Here is a 12565-nt window from a genome sequence, read left to right on the forward strand (position 1 = left end):
GCAAAGACGCGGAGGTGCAGTTTTGAAGTGCGTCCGCCGCGGCGGACGCTTTGCATTAAGATCATGTCGTCCGTGATAAAAAGCGGCGGCGTGCCGCAGCAATCCAAAAGAGATGGAGTTTGAGTGAGAGTTTTGCAGTTAGAGCATATTATATTTATTCTGCCGCACGTTCATGCGTCATTGCGAGGAGCGAGGCGACGCGGCAATATAAACGCAATTTGCTCTATGACAACGATCCTGGAACATTCTACAGTTAGATATAAGACGGTTTAATTCGGGTTCGACAACAATGCCCACGGCCATCATGCTCCGCTTTTTACCCATTTTATGATTCTGAACCTGATCCATCGGCCCGCCTACGGGGAACATTACCGGTTGTTCCGTCTCCAACAGGACATGGCCCATCAACTCGGTTTGAAAGTCACCCTGTTGCTCGACCCGCGGGCATTTCGCGACGAGCGCGTACTCAAGGAGATACGCCAAGATGTGGAGAAATACGGGGATGAACTCGGCATCTGGTTCGCCGACTTCAAAGGCCCCGATTTCGAAAAGGAAGTCAGCGGCAAGGAGTTCTTCATCTGGCTCTTCAGCCAGCCCGAAAAAAAGCGCATCTTCGAGATCGTTTTCAAGCTTTTCCGGGAAATCTTCGGCCACGATCCTGTATCAATCGGCTCCTATCATTTCGATGCCGGGTGCCAGCGCCTGATCCGCGAACTTTGCCCGACGGTCAAGATCGCGGTGGCGGGCTGTTTCGAGGAAGGGGTCAAGGTCTTCCACGGCTGCAACAATTCGTGGTACCTCTTCAACGAGGGCATGCCCTGGACTTCCTGGTACCCCTCGCGCACTCACGCGCTGCGCGCGGCAACCGACGAATCCGACTGGTCCGGAATTGTGGCCGTGCCGCACTTGAGCCGCGATCTGGTCCTTTCCTACGAGGGGCGCAACGACTTTTTCGCCACCCACCCGGCCAACGTCCAGCGGGCCATGGCGTATCGGGCCGAAGATTGCCCCTATATGTACAATCTGGTGGACCAGCACCGGCTCCAGGAAAAATACAACGACGGTTTTTCCTACTGCAACGTCCATGTCAGCGCCGCCTGGCTTGTACCCAACCACTGTGTGGCCGACCCCGAGTCCGTCTCCGCGGGCCTTTACCGCGATTTCCTCGAATACTTTGTCGAGTTGCGCAAACAGGGCCATTGCCAGGACATGACCATGGGCGAATTCGCAACCTGGTATCGGAAAAACACGCCGATTGAAAAACCGCAGGTGGCGCTGGCCAAGGAGATGCTCTACGGCACGGGCAAAAACTATTTCTGGTACTCCGACGGCTATTTCCGCGTCCTGATCGACGCCACGCAGGGCGGTTCCATCGGCGACCTGCGGCCCTACGCCGGGCAGGTGCCGGTCGATACCGGACGCGACACGCCCCACACCATTTACGGTTCCTACCCCTACCTCATCCATTCGCAATACCGTTCGGGCATCGCCCATCACAGCGAGGACGGCGCGCGAACCACCCTTTTCGCGATCTGCAAGGGTGAGGAAATCGATCTCGGCATCTGCCCGACGAAGGTGGCTGCCGTGGAGAAAGATGGACCTAACACCCGCGTGCGTCTGAGCCCGGCAAAGGTCTCGTTCCGCAGCGGCGTCGAGGCATCCATCGAAACCGAGTTTTATTTCGCTGGCAAGGGCAACATCCGGATCGTGCGGCGGCTCGTCGAGAGCTCCGATCCCGGCGTCGAAATTCGCGTGCGGGAATATGTGAAGGGCTGTTACGGCGTCACCGAATACCCGGAGGATATGAAGGGCATCCGCCTCTCCGTCGAAGGCGCAAAACCGGCGGCGCTCGACTACGCCTACAAGGGACAGACCCTCGCAACGGACGCCGCAAAGGCGGTTCGCGCGCAAATTCCGCAAGTCCGCACCGAACTGGTTCTGGAGCCCGAGGGCGGACCCGCGCTGCAAGGTCAGGCCATCGAAGGCTACCTCTTTAATCCCTACTACACGCTGACCCTGGAAAAAACACTGACCAGGCAAAAGGAGACACAAACATGGCTTCGAGTGAAAAAACTGCCGTAAGATTCCGCTGCCCCGTCTGCTTTTCCCGGGAAACCGACGTCGTGCTTTGCCAAAAAGGCGCCGACTACTACTGCGTCAAATGCAGTTTTACCGGCAATCGCGCGGACATCTGGAGCATGTATGGCGACCTGCAACGCAAGTACAAGTGGATGTTGAACCGCGTCACGATGGAACAGCAGGACGCTCTGTAATTCCCCCATGCCACAGCACTCCTACGGACATTTCAGCGAGGACGGAACCGAGTTTGTCATCACCAATCCGGAGTGCCCGCGGGCGTTTGACAACTTCCTCTGGAACGAGGCCTCCTTTGCCAACGTGCAGCAAACCGGCGTCGGCTGTTTCGATTATCAGGTGGACGGCACGGAGGCCGTGCAGCTCCTGACCGGCATCGGGCGGATCTGCGACTTCGATGTCTTCGGGCGCGATCACCTGATGAGCCGCCTTGTTTATATCCGGGACAATGACAGCGGCGAGTACTGGAATTTGAATTGGGAACCGTCATGCATGACGTATGAAAAATTTGAGTGCAGGCAGGGACTTGGTTACACCCTTCTCAGCAATACAACCAATCAAGTGGAAGCAGATTTCCGTATTTTTGTCCCACAAGGCAAGGACCCGGTCGAGCTCTGGGATCTTCGTTTCAAGAACCACAGCAGCAGGCCGCGCTCTATCTCGGTGTTTCTCTATGTGCAATTCCAGTTTGCGTTCAAATGGGGATTCAACAGTTACGGCGACGCCATCTACCGCGAAACACACTTGAATGAAAAACTTAACGCAGTGGTGGCATCCAAGCATCCTTTTCGAAAACCCCACTGCCATCTCACCGGCTTTCTCACAGGCAACAGGCCGATCGCGGCGTTTGACGGCTCCCGCGAGGCCTTTGTGGGCGCCTACCGCACATTAAAGGACCCCATCGCCGTGGAACGGGGCCAGTGCTCCAATACCCCCGGCTCGGCAGACGCCACGGTCGGCGCGCTTCAATTCAACTTCATGCTAACACCCGGCGAAGAAACGGCGCTTTCCGCCCTGCTGGGAGCAACCGATGACGAGTCCGGAGTTGCCACGTTACGCGAACGCTATCTTGGAAAATCCGCCGGGTATTTCGCCGAAATGCAAGCCGCCCATGCGCGCATGGTTTCAACCAACCACGTCAAGACACCCGATCCCATCTTCGACCAGATGGTCAATATCTGGATCAAGCAGGTGGCCGCCTACGGCAGCACCTGGTGCCGCTGGGGCTGGAACGGCTATCGCGACATCGTCCAACACGGACTCGGAGTGTCCGCTCAAAATCCAGCCCGCACGAGAGAGATTCTGTTGGAGGCGCTGCGTCATCAATTTTCCAACGGGCTCGCCCTTCGCGGGTGGAATCCGGTGGACGAAAAGCCGTACAGCGACAGCGCCCTGTGGCTTGTGTTCACCCTCTGCGCCTATCTCAAGGAAACCGGCGACCTCGCCCTGCTCGAGCAAGCCGTGCCTTACTACGACGGCGGCGCCGACACCGTGCTCGGCCACATCCGCACCGCACTCGATTTCCTGGAAAAGAACAAGGGTTTGCACGAACTCATCCTCATCAAGTTCGGCGACTGGAATGATTCGCTGACGGGAGTGGGCAAGGAAGGCCGCGGCGAAAGCGTCTGGCTCTCGATTGCGTACGCGGAGGCGATGCGTGAAATGGCGGCCCTGATGGAAGCCACCGGACAAAAACCGGCCGCGGACGATTATAATAAACGCCGCGAGTCGATTGCCGATGCGGTCAACAAACACGCCTGGGACGGCGGCTGGTACAAGCGTTGCTACGATGACGCCGGACAGGCCATCGGTTCACACAACAACCGTTTTGCGTGCATCTTCATGGAACCCCAATGCTGGGCCCTGATCGCCGGAATCGCGGATGCCGAACGCGCAAAGAAACTCGAACGTTCCTGCGACGAGCACCTGCTAACCGACCTGGGGTATATGCTACTAACACCTCCCTATACCGAACCCGACCCGAACATCGGGCGCATTTCAAGCATGGAGCCGGGCATTGCGGAAAATGGAACGATCTATACCCATCTCAACATATGGATGATTTTGGGTTTGCTGCGACAGGGCAAGGCTGACAAGGCCTACGATATCTTCCGGCGCATCACCCCGGCCTACAAAGACAGCGATGCCAAGCACAAAGCCTCGTTCCTTTACGCCAACTGTTATTTTGGCCCCAGCCATCGGAACCGCCCCTTTCAACAGGAGTTTACATGGATCACCGGCTCCTATGCGTGGCTCAATACGGTTCTCCTCAACGAAATGATCGGCCTCAAACCCGGCTACGCGGGGCTTGCAATCGAACCCTGCCTCCCGAAGGAATGGAAGGAAGTGGAAGCGGAACGCTGCTGGCGCGGGACAACCTACCGGGTCCGCCTGCTCAATCCCAAGGGTATTGGCCGCGGCAAAGTGTCGATCACAATGGACGGCACACCGATCAAGGGCAACGTCCTCCCCTACTCTGCAGACAACAAGACACACCAAGTCGTTGCCACGATCAGCGAATAAATCTACATCCGGATGGGAAAACCCCGCAAACAGGCCTATTAGCGCGGCAACCGGGAAAATTTCTACAGTTAGAATGTATCAGTACTGGATCAAAACCGCTTTCGCGCTTATCGTATCGGTATGGGAAGCAGATCCTCACGCAAGACAAGCTTCGAACCCAGGACAAAATTCTGTCCTCCGGGTTTCCGTAAAGCACCTGCTCTTGCTTCGCGGCGCGCCTTCAGCCTCATCGAAGTCCTGGTGGTCATGAGCATCATCGGCGTGATTGCCGCCGCCACCATCCCCGCCTTTCAACAAATCGTCATCGGTTCCAATTTTACAGTTTCCGGCGAGTTGCTCCGCGATAACCTCACCCTCGCCCGCCAGACCGCCTTGGCGCGCAACCATTCGGTCGAAGTACGGTTCTACCAGTTCCAGGGAACTGGCGCCACCACTTCCGATTACCAGGCTTTCCAGTTGTTTCTGCAAAAAGATGACGGCACCTATGCAGCACTCACCAAGGTGCTCTATTTTCCAAAATCCATTATCTTGAACACTGATACACAGTTTAGTTCCTTGTTTGATTCCAATTCCACGAACACAACGATTGGCCAGGGCGTAAACACGGGCGTCCAGTTGCCCGAAGTCGGGACCGCCTATCAATACCTTTCCTTTAAATTCAAGCCGGGTGGAGGAACCAGTCTGGCTCAGGTGCCACCATGTTTTGTCACTCTCGTGGCCAAAAACGCGGCCCCGGTCAATGGCAGCCTTCCGGCCAATTTCGTCACCGTCCAAATCGATCCGGTTGTAGGCAAAGTGGCGGTATTGCGTCCCTAGCCTGCTTATCTCAGACGTGTCACGAAAATACTCCACCTGGTTTTTCCACCGTTGCCGGGAAGAAAACAGCGGGGGATAAGCAGGCTCTTGCAAAACCGCCTGGAAATAAGACGTTTCTAATTTCAAAAATCCCATTCAAGCGAAGGGGTTTTGCTTTTAGCACGGATGTTATGGTGTCGTCACTCCGCCCGGCCTTTTGGCAGGACGCCCTGCATCGGTTTTCAGAGGCGTGTGAAACATCCGGGCTAAAGATAAGGATTGTGCTTCTTTTCCCTGCCGATGGTTGTCGAAGGCCCGTGGCCGGGGTGGATGACCGTTTTGTCAGGCAAGGAGAGTAGTTTATTCCGAATCCCGTTCAGCAGCAGTTGCTCGGAGCCGCCCGGCAGGTCCCAGCGGCCTACTCCGCCCGCAAACAGGACGTCGCCGCCGAAAACAAATTCCGCCCCCTCTTCATACAGGCAGATGCTGCCCAGGCAATGGCCGGGGATATGCAGAATTTTGAACTTCCAGGGATCAAATGGGAACACGTCGTCCTGGTCCAGGAATTTTGCGGCATGTACCGGCGGCAGGTCGATGGGCAGCCCGTAGTTCCGCATGATTCCGGGCTGGGTGCAAAGCGGTTCATCGGCCTTGTGATAATAAACCGGGCAGTTGTGGCGTTTGGCAATTTCAGCCGCATCCCAGATGTGGTCCCAGTGGCCGTGGGTGAGCACGAGCTGCGTGACCTTGAGTTTCCAGTCGTCGAGGGCGTCGGCGGAACCTTCGGGAGCGTCAACAGCCAGCCAGCCGTCGCGGCCCTCGAGGAAGTACGCGTTGGTTTCGGCGAGCCCGCCGGTGAAGGTTTTGATGTTGGGAGCGGATGGCATGGTTCGGCAGATGGTCCGTGGTTTAAATAAGCAATGCGCCAAGGTAGCAATGAGTTGGAGAGGGTCAAGCCGGACTCCAATCATTTCCAAAAGAGTTCTTGCCCGAAGGCCTGAAACTGTTAGCGTCTTTGGAAATCATTGCCGGTTTGTTTGAGGTATCGTAAACGGCGTTGTTCACTTCGGATTTTGGACAACGCGGATTGAACGAAAGAAAACGAGTGAATTGGAGTATTGCGCCATCCTGTTTCCCCCTGGGAAAAATCAACACACGAATTTGTTTTATCATCGGCCTGTTTTTAACCGTGCAAGCGCCGGGATGGGCCGGCACGGACACACCGGATGCTGTAAACGAAAAGCAACCGGCACCGGCCATCCGGCAGGTCGAACCGAACTTTTTGAATCAACCCTACCTTTTCGGCGATTGGGGCGGCACAAGAACCCAGCTCGCCGAACAGGGCGTGGTGTTTGCGCTTAACAACATTGGCGACTGGCAGACGGATGTGAGCGGCAACCAGCAGCATCACATGACCTACAACGGGCGCTTCCGCGGGATTGTCGATATCGATTTCAAGAAGCTGGCCGATGTGGACGGCGAATTCTTTTTCACAGCCCTCTGGCAATACGGCCAGAACAACACGGTACCCTATCCCAAAGACAACACGTTCGTCAGCCCCTACGGGGTCACAACCTTCACCAGCAGTGTCGGGGGCGAGGAAAGCGAGCGCATTGATCAATTGTGGTATCAGCAGGGTTTCGCCGACAGCAAGTTCAAGGTGAAGATCGGCCAGGTGGCCGCCTCAAGCGAATTTGGCGCAACGGATTATTTTGATACGTTTGTGAACGACGAATTGGCCTATGCGCCCAGCGCCATTTTCAACATCCGACAGCCCTTCAGCCCGGCCGGCAAGCCGGGCATTGTCCTGACCGGAGACCTGTCCGATCTGACCCCGGGCCTTTACACGAAGGCGGGCGCCTTCACGGCCTATTACAATCCCTATCATCCGGACAGCAAGGGCGTTGACTATGCGGACGATTTTGAGCACGGCATGACCGCCGCGTTTGAAATCGGGTACAACGAACCCAACAAGGAATATCCCGGCTTGTACAAGATTGGCGCCAACGGAAATGAGTTGTCCTACATGAATCCCTCCACTGGAAAAATCTACCGCAACGACTACAATCTTTATGGGGTGATCGAGAAAACCGTTTATCATCCCACCGGGCCTGACGGCAGCCTGCAAACCAAGAAGGGGCTGGATCTGTTGTTTCAATCCATCGGCGCGCCCGGCGACCGCAACCCGATCGAATTCGAATTCAGCGCCGGGGGCCGTTATACCGGCTTGATTCCGGGGCGCGATGCGGACAAACTCGCTTTCGGCGCCGTTCATTCGGAGATTGGAGGCGCATTCCGCAAGTACTACCGCAGCCTAACGGGACATGGACTCGGGAGCGAAACCACCCTCGAACTTGGTTATCAATACATTGTCACACCATGGTTCGCCATCCAGCCGGATGCCCAGCTTATCGTCGATCCGGGTGGTGACGCTTCCCGCGGCGACATCCTCATTCTGGGCCTGCGGACTATCGTGCAATTTTAACCTCAAAAAATATGAAAAGTGATTCCATGAAAGACAAAGTAATTCTTGTAACCGGCGGCAGTTCGGGAATCGGCAAGGCCTGCGCCCTGGCGTTCAGCCGGGCGGGGGCGACGGTCACCGTGGTGGCGGACATCAACCAGGAAGGCCTGGATCAAACCGTAACCGAGATGGACGGCGACGGCTTTTCCGTCCGTGTCGATATTTCCAAGCCCGATCAGGTGAAGAAGTTAATCGATGAGGTGGTCAAGAAATACGGGCGCATCGATTGCGCCGTCAACAACGCCGGGGTGGAAGGCCAACTGGCATCGACGGTCGATTGTTCCGAAGCCAACTGGGACAAGGTATTGTCCATTAATCTCAAGGGGATCTGGCTCTGCATGAAACATGAGATCCCGCAGATGCTCAAGCAAGGCGGTGGCGCCATCGTCAACATGTCGTCGGTTCTCGGTTTGGTCGGGTTGCCGGGGTATCCGGCCTATGCGGCCAGCAAACACGGCGTGGTGGGTCTGACCAAGACCGCGGCTCTGGAGTATGCGCAGGCCGGCATCCGTGTCAACGCGGTCTGTCCCGGCGCGGTGCGCACACCCTTGATGGGACGCATGATCAAGGACAATCCCAATGTCATTACAGAGGAACTGTTTGTTTCGCTGGAACCGATCGGCCGGGTGGCCGAGCCGGAGGAAGTGGCCCAGGCCGTACTCTGGCTTTGTTCCCCTGGCGCATCCTACATCACCGGCGTCGCGCTGCCCATCGACGGCGCTCTGACCGCGCGTTGAGGAAATTGGAATTGTCAGCGTGGTTGATAGTTCCCTGTTTCCATTTTCAGATCATCAATTCTAATCATCAATCTGGCCCAGCCAGGGGAACGGGCGATGGCATTGCGCCGAGGTTTTCCTTGAGCTGGGGCGCCACATAGGCGTCATCGCCTCCGTACCGCTTCCAACTCTTGTACATTTTGAGCAGAAAGATAAAAGCAGGGATAGTGAAGACAAGCCCCCAAATGGGAATGTAAAAATACGCCCGGTCCACGCCGACGCGACGCCCCACGAAATCCAGAGCCGCCCCAGCCAGGGTGGCGCCAATGATTGACCCAGCCGAACGCCAGACCGCATTCATCGAACAAAACTGGCCCAAACGTTCCTGTGGAAATATCCGCATCAGCAGAACAGGATCCCACATGGCGCTCAGAGCAGCTACGGGAGCTGCCAGTCCGACGCTTATGCAAAATTGCACGAGATAAACCTGTCGAATCCGGATGAGAGGCCCAAGATGTGTCATGTGCAGATGCCAATGCTGAATGTGAATCATGGGCACCCACTGCAACCAATGAGCGTGCCATTCCCACACCGCGCTGGCTGACGGGTGCCAGAATAGCCAGATCAAATTGACCGGGGTCACAAATAACCCCATTATAGTTGCAGCGATCACCACGCGGATCGGATGATACCGGTCTGCCAGCCAACCCGCGCCAAGCACCAGCACAGCCGTCACGATGCTTGCGGTCATTTGGATGCGGCCAATTTGAAACAAATCCAGGCCGACCCGTTGCAGGAAGAAGAGGTTGAACACGGCCGCGCCACCGCCAATCGAGCCGATAAACGTTAGCATCCAGAAATACCAATAGTGCGCATGTGAATGGCATTCCTTGCCATAAGTCGTGATTGCAGCCACCGGGCCGGTCTGCCCTCCAATGAAAGGCGGCGCGGGCGGGTATTGCCCTTCCCGGACGTTGAGGATCATCAAGCCGAACCCGCCTAGATACAGGACTGCGGCTCCGACGAAAATCTGGGTCGAATGCGTGTCGGAATAGGGGAAAATAAAGTTCTGATAAAGCGCGGACGATCCCAAACCAAGCAGTCGGAACCAGGACATGAAGCGCGCCAGCAAATGCTCCGGCACAATGTCTCTGAAAAGGTACCAAAAAGTTGAGGTAACAAACGTATTGAAAAAGATGAATATTACCAGCAACACCGCGAGAGTCAGGATGGCCGCATGATTGGCGGAGACCTTTTGGAGAATCCCGAGATGCGCATGCAACCAGAACCCCAGTCGATCCCCGTACGCCATGCCCACCAATGCCATCACAATGAAGGGCAGGGAAAACAAAATAAACGGAATCCTCCGTCCCCAGCGGCTGCGATAGCGGTCGCTCTTGAAGCTGATGATCGGATTCAGGGTGCAATAAACGATCCCGGGAATGGTCCCCAAAATCAGTCCGATTTCAGTGTTCGATGCCTCCAGCGCCTTAAACTTCAACTGCATGATGGGTTGGGTGACCGATTCCATCACCGTGAAGCAGAAATCACCCCACAACAACCAGAAGAACAGAATCACCAGCGCCGGCTTCGTGTAGGTCAGCGTACCGGCATGATAGAGTTTTGGAGCGACATCTGTTCCGTCCGGATTTTGTAGGTTTTTTTTCACTTATTTCTTTGTCAGGTCGTCATGCTTGTGGGAACCGTGCGCATGCTCCTCAAGGATCAACTCGTCAAGGTTCCGGTTATCGACCACGGTGCCATCGTCCAGCGCGTTGATCTGTTGATGGCGAAGTCGTTGGAAAAGCCTGAACATGTCCCGCAATCCGCCCCAGGTAAACCAGATGCCGGTAACCACCGCAAAAAGGATGGGCAGGCCGATGGCGGTGACATGCCAATAGGACGACCATGTGGCCGTGGACCAGGGCGAAACCAGGTTCCACAACGAAACCACGACGAAAACCGAGAACCAGAACATCGTCCAACCAAACAAACCGCTTGCTATCCATTTGTCACTAAGGCTGAAGTTTTTATCAATGCCAATGAGCTTGCCCCAGCCGACTTTTCGGTCCTCTTCAATCCTGGCTTCCCCGACCAACGGTTTGATGGTGGCATATTGGCCGCGATGCAGCATCCGTTCCAGATTGAAGTCTTCCTTGCACGTCAACAACGAAACGATGGCATAAACTGAAATGGCTAGAAGACCCGTAAAGAAACCAAGATAAACTCCGTTCAAGATAAACCCATAATGGCCGTCCTTTTCAACGGCGAAGCGTCCAAGATCAATAAAGCCGAGTTTGGTGCCGTGCAACACGAAGGACTCGCCGTAGTTCGAATAAATCAGCCGGATGATGATGGAGGACAAGGCAAGTGTGGAGCCGGTGACGAAGGCGGACCAGGCGCCGGCAGCAGTACCTTTCTTCCAATAAAGGCCGCCGACAACAACGGGCCCGGCCCCGCTGAAGATCGAACAGGTAATGGCCCACCACATATTGATGTAATCGTTCATGGGAAACAAGGAGCCAAACAGGAAGGCAAAGCAGGCCACGCCGACAATCGTAAGGCGCAGAACCCAAAGATGAGTCCGCGTGCCAAAGGGTTTCTTGCGCAAAGGAACCAGGACATCCTGCACAAAAATGCTGCCCCAGGAGTGAAGATGCGTGGCATCTCCACCGAAAACACCCATGAGCAAGATCACACAAAAAACACCCTTCACACCTGCAGGCAACAGAGTCGCCAGGGCAATGGGCACTTGCATTTGTTCCCGGATCTGGCCGTTGGAGATTTGCTGGACAGTCGTATGGACCTTGGCCGCGCCGGCGGCAAAGTCGGGATGCCCCAGATAAGTCATGGCGGCCAGGGCCAGCAGGGTAATGACCGCACCTTTGCCCATTTCCCGCCAGCCGCCGAGAATGCCACCCATCCGCCCCTCATGCGCCGTCAGGCCCGCGGAATTATAACCGCTTGCATTTTGCCAGGCCATCCTGCCAATGATGCCGCCCCAGACGCCGATCAGGACAAACCAGATGTTGAAATCCGCAATTTTGAATGAATCAAACGGGTTGACCAGGGAATGACCCGGAGGATGGGCGACGGGATCCGTAAGCACGGCATTCATCTGCGTCCAACTGAACATGTATAAAATGGTAAAAATGATGACCAGATAAAAAACCTGCGTGATAATGCCCTCCATTGCGTTGATCACCAAAACGGTGATGACTCCGCCGGACGTTGCAATAAACACCGTGATGCTGAGAAACAGGGCCATCAGCGGTATGAAGGTCGGCAGGGTATGTGAGAAAACATGCACCGTCTCCGGCAGGCCCAGGAAATAAACCAGGGCGCGGGCGCCGACAGCCGGGATAATCCCGAAGTTCAGGATGCCGGACAGGAACCCGGTGATACCCGCAAAAACCCGGAACGACTTGTTGTAACGAATCTCAAAAAACTGGGAGAGGGTCATGGCCCGGGTTTCGCGGTAGCGATAGGTGACCCAGCCTGCGATCGCCATGATAACCACCACCGGGGCGTTGAAATTCCACCACCAACCCAGCGAAAATCCACCGTGGGAAAACGACTCAAAAAATGCGACGAACACAACAGCGCCCGAATACAATTCCCCCCCCGCAATGCAGAGCAAATAACGCTCGGCGGAACGGTTTGCCGACATGAAATCGGCCACACTTTTGACATAGCGTCGGCTGTAAATACCGACACAAAGAACGATGAGAAGCGGGATGGCAGTGACGATCCAATCGAAAATGGACATAGATTTCAGAATAGATTAAGGTGTTAGAAGCCTTTTTATATGCTTTGGCGGACAAGGCTGACTTGGATTACCCCATTAATCCAGAAGAAAAATCATGTAAAATAAGATGGCGTAATGGAAGGCGGCTTATAAACTGAGACGGGG

Annotated in this window: 9 protein-coding genes; 6 read left to right on the forward strand and 3 right to left on the reverse strand. The window is 55.5% G+C overall.

The features are described from left to right. Positions 1-327: 327 nt before the first annotated feature. The 4 genes from PHD76_09150 to vccD all read left to right on the forward strand — a co-directional run bounded on the left by PHD76_09150 (position 328) and on the right by vccD (position 5433). Positions 328-2082: a hypothetical protein gene (locus PHD76_09150; protein ID MDD5261999.1), complete on the forward strand. Its 1755-nt coding sequence runs from the start codon at positions 328-330 to the stop codon at positions 2080-2082. A gap of 41 nt (positions 2083-2123) precedes the next feature. Further along, on the forward strand, positions 2124-2273 hold the full coding sequence (locus tag PHD76_09155) for a hypothetical protein (protein MDD5262000.1): 150 nt from the start codon (positions 2124-2126) through the stop codon (positions 2271-2273). A gap of 7 nt (positions 2274-2280) precedes the next feature. Next, positions 2281-4617, forward strand: a complete 2337-nt coding sequence (locus PHD76_09160; protein MDD5262001.1) for a hypothetical protein — start codon at positions 2281-2283, stop codon at positions 4615-4617. 120 nt (positions 4618-4737) lie between these two features. Further along, positions 4738-5433: a Verru_Chthon cassette protein D gene (gene vccD, locus PHD76_09165; GenBank protein ID MDD5262002.1), complete on the forward strand. Its 696-nt coding sequence runs from the start codon at positions 4738-4740 to the stop codon at positions 5431-5433. A 245-nt stretch (positions 5434-5678) separates the two neighbouring features. On the opposite strand, the gene PHD76_09170 is transcribed toward vccD, so the two are convergent. Then, positions 5679-6299, reverse strand: a complete 621-nt coding sequence (locus PHD76_09170; GenBank protein MDD5262003.1) for an MBL fold metallo-hydrolase — start codon at positions 6297-6299, stop codon at positions 5679-5681. A gap of 218 nt (positions 6300-6517) precedes the next feature. Here PHD76_09170 and PHD76_09175 point away from each other — a divergent pair, with 218 nt between their 5' ends. Continuing rightward, positions 6518-7897, forward strand: a complete 1380-nt coding sequence (locus PHD76_09175) for a carbohydrate porin (GenBank protein MDD5262004.1) — start codon at positions 6518-6520, stop codon at positions 7895-7897. A gap of 26 nt (positions 7898-7923) precedes the next feature. Beyond that, on the forward strand, positions 7924-8673 hold the full coding sequence (locus tag PHD76_09180) for a glucose 1-dehydrogenase (protein ID MDD5262005.1): 750 nt from the start codon (positions 7924-7926) through the stop codon (positions 8671-8673). A gap of 67 nt (positions 8674-8740) precedes the next feature. Here PHD76_09180 and PHD76_09185 read toward each other — a convergent pair whose 3' ends face one another. Both PHD76_09185 and PHD76_09190 read right to left on the reverse strand, forming a co-directional pair. Beyond that, entirely contained in the window at positions 8741-10321 is a 1581-nt protein-coding gene (locus PHD76_09185; GenBank protein MDD5262006.1) for an MFS transporter, read from the reverse strand. Continuing rightward, positions 10322-12421 (reverse strand): hypothetical protein, encoded by a 2100-nt coding sequence (locus PHD76_09190; GenBank protein ID MDD5262007.1) that lies wholly within the window; start codon positions 12419-12421, stop codon positions 10322-10324. Positions 12422-12565 lie beyond the last annotated feature (144 nt).

This window comes from Candidatus Methylacidiphilales bacterium (genome assembly GCA_028713655.1).
Lineage (GTDB): Bacteria > Verrucomicrobiota > Verrucomicrobiia > Methylacidiphilales > JAAUTS01 > JAQTNW01.

Excerpts from the sequence above, each read along its gene's own strand:
- PHD76_09160 (MDD5262001.1), top strand. The coding sequence starts at position 2,281 with ATGCCACAGCACTCCTACGGACATTTCAGCGAGGACGGAACCGAGTTT.
- PHD76_09190 (MDD5262007.1), bottom strand. The coding sequence starts at position 12,421 with ATGTCCATTTTCGATTGGATCGTCACTGCCATCCCGCTTCTCATCGTT.
- vccD (MDD5262002.1), top strand. The coding sequence starts at position 4,738 with ATGGGAAGCAGATCCTCACGCAAGACAAGCTTCGAACCCAGGACAAAA.
- PHD76_09180 (MDD5262005.1), top strand. The coding sequence starts at position 7,924 with ATGAAAGACAAAGTAATTCTTGTAACCGGCGGCAGTTCGGGAATCGGC.
- PHD76_09150 (MDD5261999.1), top strand. The coding sequence starts at position 328 with ATGATTCTGAACCTGATCCATCGGCCCGCCTACGGGGAACATTACCGG.
- PHD76_09170 (MDD5262003.1), bottom strand. The coding sequence starts at position 6,299 with ATGCCATCCGCTCCCAACATCAAAACCTTCACCGGCGGGCTCGCCGAA.